At 56.4% G+C, this 21,623-nt stretch carries 18 protein-coding genes; 9 read left to right on the top strand and 9 right to left on the bottom strand.

Annotated features, from left to right (window positions below; all coding sequences use genetic code 11):
- Positions 1–50 precede the first annotated feature (50 nt).
- Entirely contained in the window at positions 51–1,046 is a 996-nt protein-coding gene (gene iolG / locus ACN06F_RS16120; protein ID WP_038478804.1) for an inositol 2-dehydrogenase, read from the bottom strand.
- Positions 1,047–1,083: 37 nt separating this feature from the next.
- A complete protein-coding gene (locus ACN06F_RS16115; RefSeq protein WP_038478801.1) occupies positions 1,084–1,953 on the bottom strand; it encodes a MurR/RpiR family transcriptional regulator in 870 nt (289 codons plus the stop codon).
- A gap of 239 nt (positions 1,954–2,192) precedes the next feature.
- On the opposite strand from ACN06F_RS16115, the gene ACN06F_RS16110 reads away from it, so the two are divergent.
- The 9 genes from ACN06F_RS16110 (at position 2,193) to ACN06F_RS16070 (ending at position 13,647) form a co-directional block, all read left to right on the top strand.
- Entirely contained in the window at positions 2,193–3,143 is a 951-nt protein-coding gene (locus ACN06F_RS16110) for a sugar ABC transporter substrate-binding protein (protein WP_038478799.1), read from the top strand.
- Between the two features lie 54 nt (positions 3,144–3,197).
- Positions 3,198–4,328, top strand: coding sequence for an ABC transporter permease (locus ACN06F_RS16105; RefSeq protein WP_038478796.1), 1,131 nt, complete (start codon positions 3,198–3,200; stop codon positions 4,326–4,328).
- 1 nt (position 4,329) lies between these two features.
- On the top strand, positions 4,330–5,217 hold the full coding sequence (locus tag ACN06F_RS16100) for an ATP-binding cassette domain-containing protein (protein ID WP_038478793.1): 888 nt from the start codon (positions 4,330–4,332) through the stop codon (positions 5,215–5,217).
- Between the two features lie 6 nt (positions 5,218–5,223).
- Positions 5,224–6,024 (top strand): TIM barrel protein, encoded by an 801-nt coding sequence (locus tag ACN06F_RS16095; RefSeq protein WP_205739024.1) that lies wholly within the window; start codon positions 5,224–5,226, stop codon positions 6,022–6,024.
- 90 nt (positions 6,025–6,114) lie between these two features.
- The gene (locus ACN06F_RS16090) at positions 6,115–8,073 is read left to right on the top strand and encodes a bifunctional 5-dehydro-2-deoxygluconokinase/5-dehydro-2-deoxyphosphogluconate aldolase (RefSeq protein ID WP_433924296.1); all 1,959 of its coding nucleotides are present in this window, start codon (positions 6,115–6,117) and stop codon (positions 8,071–8,073) included.
- 1 nt (position 8,074) lies between these two features.
- Complete coding sequence (iolD, locus tag ACN06F_RS16085; RefSeq protein WP_433924295.1) at positions 8,075–9,922, top strand: 3D-(3,5/4)-trihydroxycyclohexane-1,2-dione acylhydrolase (decyclizing); 1,848 nt, start codon at positions 8,075–8,077, stop codon at positions 9,920–9,922.
- 86 nt (positions 9,923–10,008) lie between these two features.
- Entirely contained in the window at positions 10,009–10,911 is a 903-nt protein-coding gene (gene iolE / locus ACN06F_RS16080) for a myo-inosose-2 dehydratase (RefSeq protein ID WP_433924294.1), read from the top strand.
- Between the two features lie 36 nt (positions 10,912–10,947).
- Positions 10,948–12,450: a CoA-acylating methylmalonate-semialdehyde dehydrogenase gene (locus tag ACN06F_RS16075; RefSeq protein ID WP_433924293.1), complete on the top strand. Its 1,503-nt coding sequence runs from the start codon at positions 10,948–10,950 to the stop codon at positions 12,448–12,450.
- 75 nt (positions 12,451–12,525) lie between these two features.
- Positions 12,526–13,647 (top strand): Gfo/Idh/MocA family protein, encoded by a 1,122-nt coding sequence (locus tag ACN06F_RS16070; RefSeq protein ID WP_038478774.1) that lies wholly within the window; start codon positions 12,526–12,528, stop codon positions 13,645–13,647.
- A 102-nt stretch (positions 13,648–13,749) separates the two neighbouring features.
- Here the strand turns inward: ACN06F_RS16070 and mgtE are convergent, their stop codons facing one another.
- The 7 genes from mgtE to ACN06F_RS16035 all read right to left on the bottom strand — a co-directional run bounded on the left by mgtE (position 13,750) and on the right by ACN06F_RS16035 (position 21,519).
- Positions 13,750–15,105: a magnesium transporter gene (gene mgtE / locus ACN06F_RS16065; protein WP_120386241.1), complete on the bottom strand. Its 1,356-nt coding sequence runs from the start codon at positions 15,103–15,105 to the stop codon at positions 13,750–13,752.
- A 217-nt stretch (positions 15,106–15,322) separates the two neighbouring features.
- Positions 15,323–15,697 carry a YbaN family protein gene (locus tag ACN06F_RS16060; protein ID WP_232471422.1) on the bottom strand — a complete coding sequence of 125 codons (375 nt, stop codon included), beginning with the start codon at positions 15,695–15,697 and terminating at the stop codon, positions 15,323–15,325.
- A 121-nt stretch (positions 15,698–15,818) separates the two neighbouring features.
- The gene (locus ACN06F_RS16055; RefSeq protein WP_433924292.1) at positions 15,819–16,580 is read right to left on the bottom strand and encodes an ATP-binding cassette domain-containing protein; all 762 of its coding nucleotides are present in this window, start codon (positions 16,578–16,580) and stop codon (positions 15,819–15,821) included.
- Positions 16,574–17,614 carry a FecCD family ABC transporter permease gene (locus ACN06F_RS16050; RefSeq protein WP_433924291.1) on the bottom strand — a complete coding sequence of 347 codons (1,041 nt, stop codon included), beginning with the start codon at positions 17,612–17,614 and terminating at the stop codon, positions 16,574–16,576. Before ACN06F_RS16050 ends, ACN06F_RS16055 begins: the two co-directional genes overlap by 7 nt.
- Positions 17,611–18,480 (bottom strand): heme/hemin ABC transporter substrate-binding protein, encoded by an 870-nt coding sequence (locus tag ACN06F_RS16045; RefSeq protein ID WP_433924290.1) that lies wholly within the window; start codon positions 18,478–18,480, stop codon positions 17,611–17,613. Before ACN06F_RS16045 ends, ACN06F_RS16050 begins: the two co-directional genes overlap by 4 nt.
- A complete protein-coding gene (locus ACN06F_RS16040; protein WP_433924289.1) occupies positions 18,477–19,514 on the bottom strand; it encodes a ChuX/HutX family heme-like substrate-binding protein in 1,038 nt (345 codons plus the stop codon). Before ACN06F_RS16040 ends, ACN06F_RS16045 begins: the two co-directional genes overlap by 4 nt.
- A 31-nt stretch (positions 19,515–19,545) precedes the next feature.
- On the bottom strand, positions 19,546–21,519 hold the full coding sequence (locus tag ACN06F_RS16035) for a TonB-dependent receptor domain-containing protein (RefSeq protein WP_433924288.1): 1,974 nt from the start codon (positions 21,517–21,519) through the stop codon (positions 19,546–19,548).
- Between the last annotated feature and the right edge of the window lie 104 nt (positions 21,520–21,623).

The raw sequence follows: 21,623 nt of genomic DNA, 5'->3' as shown, positions 1-21,623 counted from the left end.
AGCTAGCCGTTGTCGATATGAAAGGTCTACACAGACCCGTTTGCGTCTGTTTAGACCGAGGCGTCGAGCAGGATTTTGCGACCTTCACGCAATGAAAGCTCCGCTGCATCGGCTAAGCGCAACGCCTCTAGGCCATCTTGGGCACCGGCGAGTGGCGCACGCTTCTCTTGCCAGGCGGCAACAAAGTCGCCAATTTCAAGTTGGTAGGCTTGGGCGTAGCGCTCCAGGAAGAACCACTTGGGTTTGTCTTCCACTTGGCCGGCTTCACCCGTAAAACGCAGTCGGGTGTCGCTCTCGTTCTGGGCCTGCAGCATGCCTTGGCTGCCAAAGGCTTCGATACGCTGATCGTAGCCGTAGCAGGCGCGCCGTGAGTTGCTGATTTGGCACAGCTTTCCACTGGCGGTCGTAAGGGTGACCATGGCGGTATCCACATCACCTGCCTCACCAATCGCTGGGTCAATGATGCTACTACCGACGGCAAAGACACTTTCAATAGGCTCATCAAGCAACCAGCGAGCCATATCAAGATCATGAATCATCATGTCGCGGAACAGACCGCCGGACTCAGCCACATACTCGGCAGGCGGGGGAGAGGGGTCGCGGCTAATAATCGTCAGCGTTTCAAGTGCGCCAATACGCCCTTCGGTAATTGCTTTTTTCAATGCAGCAAACTGTGGGTCGTGGCGGCGGTTAAAGCCTAATGCGCAGGTCACTGGGTGTTCGCTGAGTACTTGCAGAGCATCGCGCGTGCGCGCTAAATCCAGGGCGATAGGTTTTTCGCACAGAACCGCCTTGCCTGCACGGGCGGCACGCTCCAGATACTCCGCATGAGTAGGCGTGCTTGAGGCGATCAGTACGGCATCAATTTCATCATCTGCGAAGATTTCATCCACAGAGGCCGCTCGGCTAGCGTACTGCTCGGCCAGGGCTTCTGCGGCAGGCTGATGAAAATCAGCCACGGCAACCAGCGTAACGTTTGGGTGTGAATAAATGGCCTGGGCATGCACCTTGCCGATGCGTCCAGCGCCGATAAGCGCGAGTTTCATAAGCACTCCTATTTTGTTGTTGCTGTTGGCTTGGTGTTTATGTCTTACGTTTTTTAGTTGAGGCTTTTTCCAGGGCTTTGTCCCGGGATTTGTCTTGTCGCACGCCCAGGGCAATTGCCAAGGCTTGGGTTAAGCAGAGCGATGCAGTCAAGCCGCGAAAGCTTTTTACTTCTGCTTCGTTAACCACGAAGGCAACATCCGCGAAACGCGCCAGTGGGCTAAGGCTTGAATCGGTAATCACCACAATGGGTAGACCGCGCTGATGGGCGTCTTCGCAGGCTTTTTGGCTCTCTTCGGCATAGGGGGAGAAGCTGATGGTCAGTAGGGCGTCGTGTTGGCTCATCGCGCGCAGTTGCTCGCCGTACATCCCCCCCAAACCACTGACCAGCAACGCAGGTTTATCCACATGCGCCAGGGCATAGGTCATGTAGCTGGCGACCATGAAGCTGCGCCGTGCGCCCATCACATGAATCGCCTGGGCCTTTTCAAAAATATCCAGCGCCTTCTCTAGGCTCTCTGGATCAATACGGCTGGGTAGCTGCTCAAGCACGGCGCGGTTGGCGTCAGCGAACTCCCATAATAGTTGGGTGCTATCGGGTGTTTCTCCGGTGGCGCTGCGTACCGCACGAATTCGTTCGGTGTAGTTAGGCAACTCATCGACCAGACGGCTGCGAAACAGCTGCTGCATTTCGGAAAAGCCCTTAAAGCCCAAGCTATTGGCCAAGCGAATTAAGGTGGATGGCGTGACATCCGCCTGTTCGGCAATTTTGGCCACGGTCGCTAAAGCAACTTCCTGAGGGTGATCAAGCATAAAGCGCGCGGTTTGCTGTAAGCGTTTGCTCAGTGTGGCGTACTCGGCGGTGATCAGCGTTTCCAGCTCACGATAGCTCTGTGGTGGTTGTGGCATACAAATTCCTTCGCGTTGGCCCATCTAGCACCCTTTTGCTTATGTACTAGTGGATATGCAGTACTGAGCAAAGTGACTCGTTGTTATGCAGTCTAGTTGATTGGAATAAATATTCCATTTATACCAAAGTATAGAATAAATAATTTGCAATAACTGATGTTTGGAATCTATATTTCATAACGCCAAGGCATTTAATGCCACTTCCCTACCAACAACGATAACGTTATGAGGAATTGTTTATGGCACGTCTATCTCAATGGCTTCTAGCCTCTGCCGCCACCACTGCATTAATTGCAGGTGTCGCCCAAGCACAGGAACCGGAACAAGAAGAGAGCCGTTTCGTCATGGTGACCCATGGCGTTCCCTCTGACCCTTTCTGGTCGGTAGTGAAAAACGGCGCAGAAGCCGCTGCTGAAACCGTCGGGGCTAGCTTGGAGTATCGCGCGCCCTCCACCTTTGATATGGCCAAGATGCAGCAACTTGTAGAAGCAGCAGTGGCATCTGGTCCGGATGGTTTAATCCTCTCTTTTACCGACGAAAATGCCCTGGGTGGCGCTGTCCAAAATGCTGTCGATAACGGCATACCCGTCATCACCATTAACTCCGGTGGTGACGTGGCAAGGGATTATGGTGCCCGGCTGCACATTGGGCAAAGTGAGTATGAGGCAGGTAAGCAGGCTGCTGAGCGCATGCAGGAAATGGGCGTCGAGAAAGGCGTCTGCGTTAACCATGAACAAGGCAACCAAGGACTTGACCAGCGCTGTGATGGTTTTGTCGATGGCTTCGATGGCAATGCTGAGCAGCTAGCGACCACTTACGACCCCACCAATATTCGCAATGCCATTGTCGCTTACCTTAACGAGAACAGTGATGTGCGTGGTGTGCTGACCTTGGGTGCATTGGCCGCTGACCCGATGATTCGGGCCATGCGTGAGCAGGGGGCAACCGATATGTTCACCCTCGGTACTTTTGATCTTTCACCCGGCATTTTGGAAGCCTTGGATGCGGGTGAGCTGGACTTCGCGATCGACCAACAGCAGTACATGCAGGGCTACTTACCTGTCATGTTCCTAGATCAGTTCGTCAAAAATGGTCTGCTGCCCGCAGGGGATGTTGCCACCGGCCCTGGATTTGTTACTCAAGAAAACGCGGCTCAGGTCATTGAGCTGAGTAGTCAGGGCATCCGCTGATAACTACCTAATCGGAAAAGGCTCGGCGGTGTCGAGCCCTGGGAGTCGATCGCTATGAATTCCACTGAAACGAAACCATCGGTTGCGCCAGCAGCGGCTGATCAAGACGAACGTATCCAGAGAGTCTCTTTCTGGAAGAAAGCGCTTAATCGCCCAGAGTTGGGGGCGTTGGCCGGTGCCGTGTTGGTGCTTGCCTTCTTTATCGCTGCTTCCAGCGGCACCGGGATGTTTACCCCAGCGGGTATTATTAATTTTCTTGAAGTCGCCGCTCAGCTCGGCATTATCGCCACGGCGGCTGCGTTGCTGATGATCGGCGGAGAGTTTGATCTTTCGATTGGCTCGATGATTGGCTTGGCCGGCATTCTGATTGCTATCCCTGCGGTGGAGTATGGCTGGCCGCTATGGGCCGCAATTTTATTGGCGTTCGCCTGTGCGGGTCTGGTGGGCTGGATTAACGGTAATCTGGTCAATAAAACAGGCTTGCCGTCATTTATCGTTACCCTGGGCTTCCTGTTCATTCTGCGTGGCCTGGCTATCGGAACCAGTCGGTTGTTGACGGGACGTACTCAGGTGGGAGGAGTGCAGGATCATATCCCCGGAGATTGGTTTGCGGCGCTTTTCTCTGGAGAAGTCGCTACGGGCCTATTTAGCTGGATGGCAGCAAATGGCTGGATGGCGACCAACTTTGCGGGCAACCCCACGGTTACCGGTATTCCCGTCTCGATTGTCTGGTGGCTGGGCTTAACCGCTGTAGCGACTTGGGTGCTGCTGTGCACGCCTTACGGCAACTGGATCTTCGCTAGCGGTGGCGATGCCAATGCGGCGCGCAACTCAGGCGTTCCCGTCCATCGCGTTAAGATTTCACTGTTCATGTTCACGGCTTTCTCCGCCACCATCTTTGCCTGCATACAGGTGATGGATACCGGCTCGGCGGACACCATTCGCGGCCTACTAAAAGAGCTGGAAGCCATCATTGCCGTTGTCATTGGCGGTGCTTTGCTGACCGGTGGCTATGGGTCTGCCATTGGTGCAGCGCTGGGTGCACTGATCTTTGGCATGGTGCAAATGGGCATCTTCTATACCGGCGTTAACACCGACTGGTTCCAGGTTTTCCTCGGCGTGATGTTGCTGGTGGCGGTGCTATTCAACAATTACATGCGCAAAAAGGCGATGGAGGCCAAATAACATGACCACACGTACGCCAATGATTGAAATGCGCAGTGTCAGCAAACACTTCGGCAGCGTTATCGCCTTAAGTGATATCTCAATGCAGGTCTACTCCGGTGAGGTTATGTGCCTGCTAGGGGATAACGGTGCTGGCAAGTCAACGTTGATTAAAACCCTTTCTGGTGTTCACCAGCCCACCCACGGCGAAATGCTTTTGGATGGCAAACCAGCTCGTTTCAAGTCCCCAGCTTATGCATTAGACGCTGGTATCGCGACCGTTTTCCAGGATCTGGCGATGGTGCCGTTGATGTCGATTACCCGTAACTTTTTTATGGGGCGCGAACCGACGGTGGGCTGGGGGCCTTTAAAGCGAATTGATTGGAAATATGCCGACCGGGTTGCCAAAGAGGAAATGTCCAAAATCGGTATTGATGTACGCGATCCAAGTCAGCCGGTGGGTACGCTTTCCGGTGGGGAGCGCCAGTGTGTGGCGATTGCTCGTGCCGTCTACTTTGGTGCCAAAGTGCTGATTCTGGATGAGCCCACGTCCGCGCTTGGGGTCAAGCAGGCGTCTGTTGTACTGCGCTACATCGCTAAAGCCCGCGCCGATGGCCTTGCGGTTATCTTTATTACCCACAATGTCCACCATGCTTACCCAGTGGCGGATGCATTCACCCTATTATCACGCGGCGGTAGTTTGGGCTCCTTCCGCAAAGAAGAAGTCAGTCGCGAAGAAGTGCTCAACATGATGGCGGGTGGCGCTGAGCTTGAAAGCCTGGATGCAGAGCTTGCGGAATTCCAGCGGGAAGATAAAGCCAAGAAGGCCAGCTTAGCCGACCAAGACACTCAACCTGCCGATGCAAGCAGCACTGAACTCTCTTCACCGCGAACGGCGAACGGCTATTAAGGAGCCATGATGAATAAACCTACTCCATCATCGCCGTTCACGCTGGCCGTCTGCGCTGAAATGGTGTTCCGCCACTTGCCCGTGTTGGAGCGTGTTAAACGTATTTCTGAACTGGATTTTCAAGTCGAAATCTGGGACTGGACGAAGCACGACATTGACGCACTGGCCAATAGCGGGGCGACGTTTTCATCCATGACCGGCTATGTCACCGGCACCCTGGCAGATGCCACCGGGGCAGATGAACTGCTACGCACCGCCGCTGAGTCGGTTGAGGTAGCAAAGCGCCTTGGCATTCCGCGCCTTAACCTGCATGGCACCGGGCTAGATAGTAATGGGTTGCCCGTTCAGCCTTGCCAGCAGATGACGGGCGCTATGTGGCTCAAAGCCCGCGACACGCTCAATCGGCTTGCAGATCTTGGCGAGAAGAGTGACGTCACCTTCGTGCTTGAAAACCTCAATACCGACGTTGATCACCCCGGCGTACCGTTTGCTCGCTTGGAAGATGTTCTAGCGCTGGTGGAGAGTGTTGATCGGCCCAACTTGCGCATTATGTTGGACGTTTATCACGCTCAAATTGGAGAAGGTAATCTGATTGAATTGATTCGCCGCTGCGGGCCGTACATTGGTGAAGTGCAGGTAGCCGATGTGCCTGGGCGCTGCGAACCGGGGACTGGCGAGATTAACTACCCGGCCATTGCTCAAGCGCTGAACGACATAGGCTATCGCGGCACGGTGGGGTTAGAAGGTTGGGCCTCTGGCGACGACGAACTAGCACTCAAGCGGTTTCGGGACGCCTTCTCATTTTAGGTAAGCCTCATCGATAGCCACCCAAGACGCTTTTATGCCCAGTGCCCTCTTTTGCCCGATACCACGAATTTGTGACGTGGGGAGACATTTATGCTGAATAACAATAGTCAACACCGGCCGCTTGACCTGATTTGCCTGGGACGTGTGGCGGTCGACCTGTACGCCGAGCAGATTGGCAGCCGTTTAGAAGACGTGGCGAGCTTTGCCAAGTACCTAGGTGGCAGCTCGGGCAATATGGCTTACGGCACCGCTCGTTTAGGATTGAAATCTGCCATGCTCTCGCGGGTCGGCGATGAACAAATGGGCAATTTTGTTCGCGAGGAATTAGCACGAGTGGGGGTGGATACCTCCGCGCTACAAACCGACCCCGAGCGCCACACCGGCTTGGTACTGCTGGCGTTAAAAGATCGCGAAAGCTTCCCGCTGCTATTTTACCGCCGCGACTGTGCCGATATGGCCATCGACGCCGACGCCATCGACCCTGAATTTATCGCCCGGGCCAAGGCGCTGGCGATTACCGGCACCCATCTTTCTACCGATACCACTCGCCGGGCGTGCCGCAAAGCGCTGGACGCCGCCGCCCATCATGGCGTGAAGCGGGTGCTGGATATCGACTACCGCCCAGTGCTGTGGGGGCTGACTAACCCTGGTGATGGTGAAACCCGCTTTATTTCGGATGCAACCGTGACCACCGATCTGCAGCGCTGGCTGGCGGATTTTGACCTGATTGTGGGCACCGAAGAGGAGTTTCATATTGCCGGTGGCAGCACGGACACCTTAGCCGCTTTGCGCGCAGTACGTGAGGTTAGCGAAGCCACTCTGGTATGCAAGCTGGGGCCCATGGGCTGTGTCGTGTTTGAAGGCGCTATTCCTGACCGCATTGAAGACGGCATTCTGGTCAAGGGCGTTCAGGTCGAGGTGCTCAATGTACTGGGCGCTGGCGATGCCTTTATGAGTGGCTTGCTACGCGGCTGGCTGCGCAATGAACCCTGGCAAACCAGCGCCGGTTACGCCAATGCCTGTGGCGCGTTGGTGGTCTCCCGCCACGGCTGTGCCCCCGCCATGCCCACCGAAGACGAGTTATTTGATTACTTGGCGCGCCGGGGTGAGGTACCCCGTCCGGATATTGATCAACGCCTTAATCATCTGCACCGCGTCACTACCCGGGTGCCTAGTCAGTGGCCCGAAGTGTTGGGGTTGGCATTTGACCACCGTCGCCAGCTCACCGATATGGCCCGCGAAGAGCATGCCGACAGCGTGCGGTTGCCAGCACTCAAAAAACTCTTGGTCACCGCCGCTGAAGAGGGCGCCAAGCTGGGCGGCATCTCCACTCCCGCTATCCTGGTTGATGATGTGCTGGGTCAGGACGCACTCAATCATGCCAGTGGAAAAGGCTGGTGGATTGGTCGACCGGTAGAGCTGCCAGGCTCACGCCCGCTGCGTTTCCAGCATGGCGATGATTTAGGTGCCTGCCTACGAAACTGGCCTAGAGAGCAGATCATTAAATGCTTGGTGTTCTACCATCCTGACGATGAACTCTCACTGCGCCTAGAGCAGGAGGAGCGTCTGCGCCAGCTCTATCAGGCGGCCTGTACTTATGGGCTGGAGTTGCTGATTGAGATAATCCCTCCCGCTGATATGCAAAGCGATAACACGACGCTACCGCGCAGCCTTCAGCGACTCTACAACCTAGGCATTCGCCCAGACTGGTGGAAGCTACCCTCAATGACGGATATTGCCTGGCAGGCGGTGGGCGAGACGATTGAGCGCGAGGATGCATACTGCCGCGGGGTTGTACTGCTCGGGCTCGACGCCCCTATGGACGACATGAAACGCGGCTTTGAAGCAGCAGCCAATCATGCCTGCTGTAAGGGTTTCACCGTTGGCCGCACGCTATTTGCTAGTGCGAGTCGTGATTGGCTGGCCGGGCGTATCGACGACGCTAGCTTGGTAGCGCGAGTCGCCCAAAACTATGCCGAGCTGATAAAGGCGTGGCGGCAACTAAGGCAGGCGCAGCCGCAAACGCTGGCCCACACGGAGGAGGCGTAAGATGAGCACCATTCGACTCACCATGGCCCAGGCGCTGGTCAAGTATCTCTCCGCTCAGCGTATTGAGATAAATGGCCAAGAAGTGGCTCTGTTTGAAGGCGTGTTTGCGATTTTTGGTCATGGCAACGTGGCGGGGTTAGGCGAAGCGCTTTACCACGTGCAAGACGAATTGCCGACCTTTCGTGCCCATAACGAACAGTCCATGGCCAACGCGGCGATCGCCTTTGCCAAGGCCAATGGCCGCCAGCGCCTAATGGCGGCGACCAGCTCCATCGGCCCGGGGGCGACCAATATGGTGACCGCCGCGGCGCTCGCTCATGCCAACCGTTTGCCGATCCTGCTGCTGCCGGGGGACACCTTTGCCACCCGCGAACCGGATCCGGTGCTCCAACAAGTGGAGCATTTCGGTGACCCTACGATTAGCGTCAACGACTGTTTCCGCCCGGTGTCGCGCTACTTCGACCGGATTAATCGCCCAGAGCAACTGCTGACCAGCTTGCCACAAGCGATGGCTACGCTTCTGGATCCTGAACACTGCGGCCCTGTAACCCTGGCGCTGCCTCAGGATGTACAGACCTTTGCCTATGACTACCCAGAGGCTTTTTTTGCCCCCAACGTGCATCGCATTCGTCGCTCGCCACCGGATGCATACCAGCTAAGCCAAGCCATTACCGCGTTGCAGCAGGCTAAACGCCCGCTGATCATTGCCGGTGGCGGCGTGCATTACGCCGCTGCCTGCGATGCCCTGGCCGAGTTTGCCAAAACACGCGGTATTCCGGTGGCTGAAACTCAGGCCGGAAAAGGCGCACTGGCCGATAGCCACCCCTGTGCCGTAGGTGCCATTGGGGTGACCGGTAGTGCAGCTGCTAACCAATTGGCGGAGCAGGCGGATGTCATTCTGGCGGTGGGCACGCGTTTGCAGGACTTTACCACTGGCTCTCGGGCGCTGTTTGAAAGCAGCGATAAAACACTTATCGCCCTTAACGTTGGCCGTTTCGATAGCTTGAAGCATCAAGCGTTACCGCTTAGCTGCGATGCTTTGATCGGGCTGGGGCAACTCGACGCAGCGCTGGGCGAGTGGCGCGGTAGCGATGAATGGCGCGAACAAACCGGCACTCGCAAACGCGAATGGGCCGAAATAGTGCGCCGTGTAACCGCAGATCAAGGGCTAGCGCTGCCCACCGATGCTCAGGTGATCGGTGCAGTTAATCGCCAAGCTGGCAGCGATACTACCGTGGTCTGCGCTGCCGGTGGTTTGCCCGGCGAGCTGCACAAACTCTGGCAATGTTCGGGCCCTGGCAGCTACCACGTTGAGTACGGTTTCTCCTGCATGGGCTATGAAATTGCCGGCGGGCTGGGCGTCAAGATGGCTAAACCTGACAACGAGGTAGTGGTGCTGGTCGGTGATGGCAGCTACCTGATGCACAACTCGGAGCTGGCGACCTCGGTGATGCTGGGCCACAAGCTGACTGTGGTGGTGTTGGATAACCGCGGTTATGGCTGTATCAACCGCTTGCAGCACGCCACTGGCGGCGCGGGGTTCAACAACCTGCTGCAAGATTGCCGCACCGTCGAGGCTGGTGCACCGAAAACCGATTTTGCCGCCCACGCTAAAGCGTTGGGCTGTGAGTCTGAGTCAGTGAGCGGCATTGCGGAGCTGGAGCAGGCGTTGGTGCGCGCTCGCAGCGCCAACTCGACCTATGTGATTGCCCTGGATACTGACCCACTGCCCAGCACCCAAGAAGGCGGTGCCTGGTGGGAAGTGGCCGTGCCCGAGGTTTCCGAGCGTGAAGCCGTCAATAAAGCCTATCAAGGTTACCGCGAAGCCAAGCAGCGCCAGGCCCGCTAATCAAATACAGAACATCAGAGAGTCGGCGATAGGGTAAAGCGCCCTAACGCCAAAAATACTCAGACAAAAATGATAAGGAATACGCTATGCCGACGGTTACTTTAGGCATCAATCCGCTCACCTGGACTAATGATGATTTGCCCAGCCTGGGTGGCGCAACACCGCTGGAAACCTGTTTGAAAGAGGGGCGCGAGGCAGGCTTTAGTGGTTTTGAATTAGGTAACAAGTTTCCCCGCACGCCCGACGCCTTGAATCAGGTGCTTAGCGCCCACGACTTGGCGCTTGTGTCGGGCTGGTACTCCGCGCAGCTGTTGGAACGCACGCCTGAAGAAGAGATTGACGCTATTCAGGATCACATGAACCTGCTCAAGCAGTGCGGCGCTAAGGTGATGGTGCTATGTGAAGTTACCCACTGTGTACACGGCGATCAGGAGCGTCCGCTCTCCCAGCGTCCGCTCCTTTCCGAGCAAGAGTGGCAGCGCCTGCTGCATGGCCTTGAGGTGGTGGGTGACTACCTGAAATCCCAGGGCATTCAACTGGTGTATCACCACCACCTGGGCACAGTAATCGAAAGCCAGGCCGACGTTGAGCGCTTAATGGACAACACTGGCGAAGGTGTGGGTCTACTGCTTGATTTCGGTCATCTGCGCGGTGCAGGCGGCGATCCGCTCGCCATCGCCAAACGCTACAGCCAGCGCATTCACCATGTGCACTGCAAAGACCTGCGCTTCCCTGTGCTGGACGCAGTGCGCAACCGCGATAAAAGCTTTTTAAACGGTGTGTTAGACGGCCTGTTTACGGTGCCGGGGGATGGCAATGTAGATTTTCTGCCCGCCTTAACCCACCTGTGCGAACAGGGCTACCAGGGTTGGTTAGTGGTTGAAGCCGAGCAAGACCCTGAAGTCGCCCATCCGTTGACCTATGCTCGCCTGGGGTATCGCAACTTGCGCCAACTTGCCGAGCAGGCAGGTTTCGACATTGCCAGCTAAACAGTGCCAGTCGCCGCCTTTTAATCAGGAGCTTGTATGAAGACGTTATCCCATTATCTTAATGGTGAGTTCTCCACCGGTCAGAGCCAGCGCACTGCGCCGGTTTATAATCCGGCCACCGGCGAACAAAGCGCCCTGGTAGCGCTAGCCACCGCCGATGAAACTCGTGAAGCAGTGCGCATCGCCGACGAAGCCTTTGCCGTTTGGTCAAAAGTCTCGCCGCTAAAGCGCTCGCGCATCTTGTTTAAATTCAAGGCGCTGGTCGAAGAGCACACCGATGAGCTGGCGCGGCTCATCTCCAGCGAACACGGCAAGGTGTTTTCAGACGCCAAAGGCGAAGTGACTCGCGGCCTGGAAGTAGTCGAGTTTGCCTGCGGCATTCCCCACCTGCAGAAAGGCGAGCACTCTATGAACGTCGGCACCGGCGTTGATAGCTATTCGATGATGCAGCCGCTGGGCGTGTGCGCCGGTATCTCGCCGTTCAACTTCCCCGTCATGGTGCCCATGTGGATGTTCCCCATTGCCTTGGCCTGCGGCAACACCTTTGTCATGAAACCTTCGGAAAAAGATCCCTCTACGCCGCTGCGCTTAGCTGAGCTACTTAAAGAGGCGGGCCTGCCGGATGGTGTCTTTAACGTCATCAATGGTGATAAAGAAGCGGTAGATGTGCTGCTCACCGATGAGCGTGTTCAGGCGGTAAGTTTTGTGGGTTCCACACCCATCGCCGAGTACATCTACGCCACGGCATCAGCACATGGCAAGCGTGTTCAGGCGCTGGGCGGGGCTAAAAACCATATGGTGATTATGCCCGATGCGGATCTCGATCAAGCCGTGGGTGCCCTGATGGGCGCGGCCTATGGCTCAGCAGGCGAGCGCTGTATGGCGATTTCGGTGGCCGTGCCTGTGGGCGAAGAAACCGCTAACCGCCTGCGTGAAAAGCTGGTGGCTGAACTGGATAAATTGACGGTCGGGCCTGGCTTGGTTGATGGCCCTGATAACGATATGGGGCCGCTGATCACCCGCGAGCATCGCGACAAGGTGGCGGGCTATATTCAGGTTGGTGTGGATGAAGGCGCAGAGCTCGTGGTCGACGGTCGCCAGACAACGGTTGATATCGCAGGCGATGGCTACTTTATTGGCGGCACTCTGTTCGATCATGTGACGCCAAAAATGCGTATTCACTCCGAGGAGATCTTTGGCCCGGTGCTGGCGATTGCTCGCGTGGCCAGCTTCGACGAAGCGGTCAGCATGATCAACGCTCATGAATACGGCAACGGCACGGCAATCTTTACCCGCGATGGCGATGCCGCGCGCCAATACTGCGAGCAGATCCAGGTCGGTATGGTGGGGGTTAACGTACCGATTCCGGTACCCATGGCGTTCCACAGCTTTGGCGGTTGGAAACGTTCACTGTTTGGCCCGCTGCATATGCACGGCCCCGACGGCGTGCGTTTCTACACTCGCATGAAAACCATCACACAGCGCTGGCCCAGCGGCATTCGTGAAGAGACCAACCACTTCACCATGCCGACCATGTAAGCAGTCTATGGGGCACGACATCATTCAACGCCGGGCCCAGCCCGGCGTTATTGTTTTAGAACAGGGATAACCACAATGAAAACCCTCAAGATTGGTCTAATCGGCACCGGTTTTATGGGCAAAGCCCACGCCATTGCCTTTAATGCAGCATCCAGCGTTTTTGAGCTGCCCGCTAAGCCCGTTTGCGAACTGCTGGCGGATGTCGACCTCGCCACTGCGGAGATCCGAGCAAGTGCTTGGGGATTTGCCCGTGCCACCGATGACTGGCGCGCCTTGGTAGAAGATAGTGACGTGGACGTGGTGGATATCTGCGCGCCTAACTTCCTGCATAAAGAAATGGCGCTGGCCGCTATCGCCGCTGGCAAGCATGTTTACGCTGAAAAGCCGCTGGCGCTGAGTACGGCAGACGCCGACGAGATGGTCGCCGCGGCTGAAAAGGCGGGCGTCAAAACCCTGGTAGGCTTTAACTACATTCGCAATTCTGCCACCCAGTTGGCTCGTCAGATTGTTGCCAGCGGTGAAATTGGTGAGCTGATTCACTTTCGTGGGCGGCACAATGAGGATTACCTGCTCGACCCGCACAAGCCCCATGACTGGCATACCAAGCGGGCGACCGCTGGGGCCGGTGCGTTAGGTGATGTGGGGTCGCATATCCTCAATATGGCCGAATTTTTAACCGGGCAGCGGATTAGCGAGGTTTGCGGCCAGCTACAGACTGTCATCCCCTCTCGGCCCAATGCCGACGGGAGTGCTATGGCTGCGGTGGAAAACGACGATCAGGCCCAGGCCATGCTGCGGTTTGATAAAGGGTTAATCGGCAATATCGAAACGTCTCGGGTGGCGGCTGGTCGCAAAATGGGCTTGGCCTACACGCTAACGGGCACCAAAGGTGCCATTGTGTTTGATCAAGAGCGCATGAGCGAGCTGCAGCTGTATCGCCACGGCGATGCCCACGGCAGGCGTGGGTTCACTACGCTGTTAGCAGGCCCGGAACATCCCGACTATGCCGCGTTCAGCCCCGCACCAGGGCACGGTCTGGGCTATAACGATCAGAAAATTATCGAGGTGCGCGACCTAGTGGAGGGCATCATCAACCACCGCCCCCTCTATCCTGACTTCCGCGAAGCCGCGCGGGTGAATCGTTTGATAGATGCGATTGAGTCCTCAGATAAACAAGGTATGTGGGTAGCTGTATAAAGTTACACAGCTAAATCATTGAGCTATTTTCACGTGATTAGCTATTAAAGCAGGCCCACTGGCACTGAAACGGCAGGTTCAGCGTCAGTGGGTGCCTTCTGATCACAAAATAATCAGCGTGGCTAGCCCCAGGAACGTCATAAAGCCGACCACATCAGTAACGGTGGTTAAAATGACGGCACCTGATAATGCGGGATCTATTTGCAATCTTTTCAGCACTAAGGGAATCAGCACGCCTGATAAATTAGCAAGGCTCATATTCACAAAGATGGCCAACGTAATCACCAGCGTAATCAGCGGATCGCCGAACCACAGATAGGAAATACCACCAACGACGAGTGCCCACACCAGGCCGTTACTCATCCCCACCCACATCTCTTTGTTATAGAGCCACTGTTTGTTATTACCGGCGAGCTGACCGAGCGCTAAACCGCGTATCACCACCGTGAGGGTTTGGCTGCCCGCAATCCCGCCCATACTCGCGACCACCGGCATCAGGATGGCTAGCGCTACAATTTGGTCCAGTACCTCTTCAAACTGCCCAATTACGAAGGCCGCTAAAAAGGCCGTGAGCAGGTTAATACCCAACCAAATGCCGCGGCTCTTTGCGCTGCGGAGTATCGGGGTGAAGACTTCTTCTTCGTCGCTGACGCCCGACATGTGCTTTAACGTCATGTCTGCATCATCTTGGGTGATTTCTAATACATCAGCAGCGTTCAACTGGCCTACTAACAACCCGTCGCTATCGCAAACAGGGACAAAAGGCAGCTCTTTAGAGCGGAGCAGTGCGGCAGCCTCGCTTACCTTCATCTGATCATTAAGTGTGAAGGGGGCAACCATATACTCATCAACGACGCTCTCCTGTGGTTGTTTGACTAGATCAATGAGCGTCAGCGTGCCTAACAGGCGCTTATCCTTGTCGGTAATCATAATCTGTTGTGACTCATCGTCGAGCAGGTGATGAATGCGGATATAGCGCTGTACGGCTTCCAGCGATACGCCCTGTTTTACATTGACCGTCTCTGGGTCCATGTAACGACCGACCACGTCATCTTCATAAGAATGAAGGTTCTCAACTTGGGCGCGGATCTCTTGATCTAAGCTGGCATAGACAGTCGTTTTGATCTCTTCGTCGGCGACGTCGAGAACTTCAGCCACTTCCTGAGCATCTAGGCCTTTAACGATTTGTTCTACATCGCTGGCAGAAAGGTCTTCAATATAGTCGGCACGAATATCTTCATCGACTTCGGCGAGCACTTCACCGAGCAGTGCTTCCGGAATGTGCTCCCACAATCGGTCGCGAGTTTTGGTTGGGAAAGACTCAAGCGTGCGCGCAATCGATAAGATATCGAGTTCAGTAAACAGCTCGCTTAGGGCGGCGGTATCTTCCTCATCTAACCGTTTTTGAAGATAGAGCAGTTGCTCCTCTGAATTTGTGTATTTTTCCTCATCGCGCATAGAGCCCGTCCTTATTGGAAGCTTAGTGTTAAAGAAGTGCAAACTCCTGGCGGCTCGCTTTATGAATGTTATAGACAGGTAGGGTTGAAAGCCATGGCGGTATTGTGATGCAAGCGCACGATATACCAGCCCATATCGTGCCCAAGCAGCCCTACAGCTGGAAGTGGCGAGGCGTTGATGACATCACCTCACTAAACGATGAACTATCCAGTCACATTTAACTATGAGAAGAAGGCTCTGGCCGGGTAGCCAGCCAAAGTGCAATCAGCATTAGGAGAGCCACCACTGCCCCGCTTAACCAGCCAGGCCCGAGTGACCAAACGGTGATTATTGCACTCAACGCTATCGTGCAAACGGCAAAAATCTTAGCGCGCTTGGGTATGGCACGTTCCTGTTCCCAGGTAACCAGCAGTGGCCCGACATAGTGGCGCGAGCGAATCCAGGCTTCAAAACGTGGAGACCCCCTTGAGGCACAGTAAATAGCTATTAGCATAAACACGGTGGTCGGCAATAGGGGCAGAAAAATGCCTAATACGCCGATGCTAAAACTCATCCCTGCCAGCATTACCCACATGAGGCTGATCAGTCTCATTCTTGCTCCCCAATTGGCACACGGTAATGCATATATTGCCCGTTACGTACGGATAAGTATGGACTTATATGAAGGCTTTGCCACTCTGCGGGATAGAGCTCGTTGGCTGCTGACCATTATCTTAAGGCGTTAGGGCGAGAAGAGGGGCTGCAGCGTTACGGCTATTGATAGGCAGCAGCTCTACGTCATAAACCTCCGCGATGGTGGCGGGGTCAAGCACTAGGGCGGGCGAGCCGTGAGCAATACGCTGACCTTGATGTAACAGCCATACCCGGTCGGCGTAGGTGCTGGCGAGATTGAGGTCGTGCAGCACGCAGACAATCGCCATATGGTGCCGTTCTGCCCAGGCGCGTAGTTGACGCATTAAGCGCTGCTGCTGGCCGATATCGAGTGCGCTAGTGGGTTCATCCAGCAGTAAAAGGCCGCCATCTTTGGCGGTAGGTGAGCGCCGTGAGAGTAGTTGACAGGCACCTCGTGCAATCATTACCCGTTGGCGTTCGCCGCCAGAGAGTGAAAGTACGCTGCGTTTAGCTAAATGCGTCAGATCTAGGTCATGCAGCAGTTCCGCAATCAGTGCATTGCTGGGGTTGCTGCCTAAGCTCACTAGCTCAAAGGTTTGCCAATCAAAGCCGGGCAATTCTTGCTGGGCGACCAGCGCCCGGCGATTGGCAAGCTCGTTGATTGGCCACTCACTCAGGCGTTTGCCGTCCAGATGTAGCTCGCCCTGTTCACAGGGGCGAAACCCCGACAGCATGCTGAGTAGTGTGCTTTTGCCCGCGCCGTTGGGGCCAACAATGGCGAGTAGCTCACCAGGGCGAAGGGTGCCGTCCAGAGGCGCGATTGAGGGCGTGGTGGTAAAACCCGCCTGATGTAGGGTTAGCATGCCCGGTTCCGACGCATTAGCAGGTAAAGAAAATAGGGGCCGCCCAGTAGGCTGGTTAACAGCCCGACGGGGATTTCGGCGGGAGCGCCGAGGGTGCGCGCCAGGGTGTCGGCCACCACTAGCAGTAGTGCACCGCCTAACATAGAGGCGGGTAGCAGCAGGCGATGGCCAGGCCCGAGCCAAAGTCGCAGGCAGTGGGGGACGAGCAAACCAAGAAAGCCAATCACGCCGGTCAGCGCGACGCACAGCCCTACACCCAGCGAGGTAGCAACGACCACACGGCGTTTTAAGCACGTTGCATCCAGGCCTGCCGCATGGGCGGTAGATTCGCCTAGCTGAAGTAGGTCAAGCTCACGAGCGCTGCGTATTAACAGCCATAGGGCAACAGCAATCAGGGCAAGGGCTACGGCGGTGGTGCGCCACAGAGCGTTGGTAAGCGTGCCCATTCCCCATAAGCTGAGCTGACGAAGTTGATCGTCGCTGGCAATAAACGCCAGTACGCCGCCTCCAGCGCCTGCTAACGTGTTGATTGCTAAGCCTGCTAGTAGCAGTGACATGACGGCGGCACTGCCACCCCCTTGGCGCTTGGCAATGCCAAACACCACTAAGCAAACACTAAGCGCACCGAGAAAGCCCGCTGCAAACTGGCCGTAAAGGCTACCGGCAGCGCTGCCCTGAAATAGCACAATCCAAAGTGCTACAAATAGCCCTGCGCCACTGGCAAGGCCTAATAGCGTTGGGTCGGCCAATGGGTTTCTAAATAGCCCCTGCATGGCGGCACCACTGACCGCCAGCATCGCCCCCACGGCAACCCCCAGAAGTAGGCGCGGTAGGCGTAGCTGCCACCATACTTGGACACTGAGCTCATCTGCGCTGCCATTAATGAGCGCCCAGGGCGACACACCTAACGCGCCTGAAGCAGCACCCCAGCCAAGGGCGATCAATAACGCCAGGGTAAGGCCACTTAACACTCGTGCTGTTCGACTAAGCGGTAACAAGGGGCGATAACGGTCATGGGAAGCGCTGGAGATCATCGGCTGACCTGCTCTGTACCAAGCAGTGCTTCAATGTTCTGGCGCAAGGTAAATAGCTGCTCAGGCGTGCGAGGGCCAAAACCGAGCAGTGCTTGATCATCAATCACAATAAGCCGCTGTTCGCGTCCTGCGGGCGTTAAGCGCATCCCCGGTAACTTCCATAGTGCATTTTCACCGCCCAGAGCGTCTAACCCCCGTTGGGACATAATCACCAGCGCAGGTGCTTCTTTTGCCAGCGCCTCTGCGGCAACGCTTTGATAGCCCGCCATATCGCCAAAAGCATTGTCGAGGCCAACGGCATCCAAGGCTATATGGGCGGCGGTGTCGCTGCCGGCAACCCGCGGTGTTAGGCCACTATGGTGAAGAATAAACATTGCACGCGTATCAGGCAGCGGGGGAAGAGCCGCCAAGCGCTCAAGCGTCGCGGTGAGTGAGGTTGCTAACTCGTCACCCCTTTGTTGGCGTTGCGTGTGCTGAGCCACTGTGCGGACTTTCTCGGCAATCGAGGAAAGGTCAGCAGGGGCATCAATCACATCAACCGTTACGCCCACGGCCTCTAGCTGTTCCAACACTTCTTTCGGGCCGGAATGTCCCGCTGCTAACACACGATCCGGCGCCACTGAGAGTACGCTTTCTGCCGACAGCTGGCGCAGGTAGCCTACCGAGGGCAGTTCGGCCATTTCGGGCGGGTGGAGCACCGTATCATCGCGGGCAACGACCTCGATATCCGCGCCAAGCGCGGCGATGGTTTCAGCGATATCGCCGCCCAGAATGACCCAGCGTTCGTTGGCTAGCGCCCCTCCAGTGGTTAACCAGCCAATCAGTAGCGCGGCAAACGACTGGCATGCGAAGCGTGTGACATTCATGCCACGGCCTCTTGGTTACCGAGTTCATTCAGTAACTGCCTCCACTCGGGACGCTCCACGCGACCTTCCTGGCGCTCAGCGTAAATTTGCAGCACCAAAGAACCCTCTGCATCAAAGGCTTCTACACTGGTGACGCCACCGTCGCGGTTAGGCTTGCTGACCTGCCACACTTGCTCAATGGCGGTGTCATTAAGGTGCAGCGTGAACTGCTCGCCAAACAGGTTCAGCCAGCCGCGGGCGCGCTGAGGTTCAGGTAGTGTGCCAGTGCGAATTTGCACGCAGCCAGGACTGGCCACGAACAGCATCAGTGGCAGCGCGCGAGTATAACGGCCTTCCATTAGCTGGTTGGCTTCCAGACGCTCTAGATGGTGGCGCTGAAGCAGGGCGAAAAATTGGTGCACATCACGCATCGCCGCCCACTCGCTGGCGAGTGTCGGCGCTTCAGGAAGAGCACGCTTTAAGCGGGGCGCGCTTTGGGTAAACGCGGGGGTATCTATGGTGCCTAGGGCAGCTAATGCGCCCCATGGGCGGGGCAGCGGATTTTCCAGCGCAAAGCTTTTGTGAATGGCACAGCCATGCTGATTGAAAATTTGCAGGCTCCAGCGCCACTGACCTTGTTCACTCTCCGTTGGCAGGGGGGCGCGGTTAGAGCCATGGATAGGAGCATGAATAGGGTCGCGGATTAGGCAGGCCCAGTGCCAATGGGAATACAGCAACCGTAAATCTAAGCCACCTGGGTCAAGCAGCAAGCCGGTTTGCGGCCCGCCATCCAGGTCAGGGTAATCACCGGTTTGCTCGAGCACGGCTAAACGAGAGCGGGTGAGCGCTTTGACTCGGCCTAACAGGGGGAGGCGAGCCGCAAGGTCTTTCGGCGCGAGGGGCAGCGTCCATACGTCACGGCCTAAGCGCGCGGCCTGAAGTTCGCCTTCACTGATTGATAAGCGCTCGGCAATATCAATCGCTGGCAGGCGAGGCTGTGCTGCTCGTGCTGCGTCAAAGGCTTCAAGAATTGCGATCTGCTGGGACTCAATCATACGTCACCTCTAGGCTTAACATTGCAAGGAGTTACCACTGCCAGTTGAGGGTGGCGAACAGGCTACGTCCGTCGCCCAGACTGCCATCAGGCCGATACCACACTTTGTCGCCGAGGTTGGCGAGGCGCAGCGCGGTATCAATAGCGGGGGTGATTTGCCAAGCAAGGTGGATATCGTGCAGCCCATAGCCTGGCAGGCGTTCATCGTCGCCCTGTTTGTCGAACGCCTGAGCAAAGCGGCCCTGCCAGCCGATCCGTACAGCGCTGTTATAAAGTGCAACATCACTGCCCAGCGTCATTTCCAGGGGTGTTTGGCTACCCAGAGCCTCACCGCTGTCGCGATCTTTGCCGGATACCTCTGAAAGACCTATAAAGCTGGTTAGCAGCGGGAATGCGCTAGGTTGCCAAGTAAGTCGGGCGTCATAGCCCCATAGCTGAGCACGCTGCACGTTTACGGCTTGAGTCGTGCCCGCCATGATATCGACCTGAGTGTCAATGAAGTCGTCTGCACGAGTGTCGAAGTAGCTGGCGCGCGCCTGCCAGTCGCCCTGGTGCCATACCACACCGCTTTCCCAGGTACGGCTGGTTTCAGGCGACAGGTTAGGGTTGGGAATCCAGTAGTTGTCGGGCGTACAGAAAAATGGTCCTGCGCAGAAACCGGCAAAGTGGCGTTCGTTAGCGTAAAGCTCGGAAAGACTGGGTGCGCGGAAGGCTTCGGCGTAGCCTGAGAACAGCATCAAGGTGTCGTCGGGTCGCCAGGCAAGGCGGAAGCGCGGCGACACTTGGTCGTGCACGCTGTCGGCATCGTTTTGACCGCTGGCGTCATAGCGGTCATAGCGCGCGCCAATGCCAACGTCAAACTGCCCCGCGCCGCCTTCAGCCAAGTAGCTACCGGCAGTGAGGGTCGTGTCTAAATATGCCGCTTGGGTATCAATATCTGCCTTGGGGAAACCATTCGCTTCACCGTCAGGCCGTTGGCGAGCCTGCTCCAGCTCTGCGCCAAACACCAGCGTTTGTGAAAGCCAGCCATGGTCGATGCTGTGATAGCCATCGCTCTGCAGGCCGATCCGCTCAAGGGTACGGCTAGCCTGTGGCTCGTCGATATCCTGTTGGCTAAAGGTAAGCTGTGAGGTGATTTCAGTGGCACCACTCGGTTGCCAGCGGTGGCCAAGTTGTACGTTATTACTCTCAACATCACGATCGCGTAATGGGTTGCTAGCGCTGGTGGATAGCTGCTGCGGATTAGCGGGTTGGGTGGCGCGCTCATCATAGTGCTGCCAGCTAATAAACACCCGTTGGTCGTCGCTTGGTTCCCAGCCGCCTTTCAAAAGCAGGCTATTGAGGCTGGCATCTTCTACTGCTTCATCACCGCCCGCGCGACGAATATCGCTGGACTCGCTACGGCCCACAGAAAATAGCCCATCCACTTGCCCATTAGCCGTGTCGCGGCGGCCAAACGCCGTCAGGCTGCCGCGTAGCTCGTCGTTAGCTGTTGCCCCGCCCAGGGAAAGGCGTGCGCCGCTATCTTCACCTGGGGCTAATAGGTCGCTGGCCTCGACACTGGTAAAGCTAACAACGCCGCCCATGGCATTGCTACCGTACAGACTGGAAAGCGAGCCACGGGCAATCTGCACCTCTTGAATCAGCGCTGGGTCGAGGAAGAAGTTGCCCACATGGCCAGTGGAAATATCCTGGCGAACACCGTCCAGGCGCACCAGTACACCATTTCTGCCGAAGCCACGCATACTCAGCGTTTGGCCGTTACGGCGCCCTTGGCCAGCAACATGCAGGCCAGGCTGGCGGCTCAGCACGTCTTCAACGCGGCTCGCGGTGGCAAGCGTTGCATCTTGGCGGTCGATGATGTCGATAATCAGCGGTGCGCGGGACAGATCCGTCGGTGCTCGGGTACCTGTGACTGTGAGGGGGGCTAAGCCCGAGTCATTGGCGTTGGCAGGCAGAAGAGGGAGTAGGGTAAGGCAAAAGCCTAACGTGTGAGTTGGTTTCATGGGCCAGACAGTTCCAGCAGAAAGTGATGGATAATGTTGCTGGCTGGGTGCGATGGGCTACCTGGCTGGCTAAAAGGGTTAGTAGTAGGTAAGTGATTATTTTA

The organism is Vreelandella sp. 21 (assembly GCF_050995515.1).
In the GTDB taxonomy this organism is placed as follows: Bacteria; Pseudomonadota; Gammaproteobacteria; order Pseudomonadales; family Halomonadaceae; genus Vreelandella; species Vreelandella alkaliphila.
This window is presented reverse-complemented; position numbering and strand designations above follow the sequence as displayed.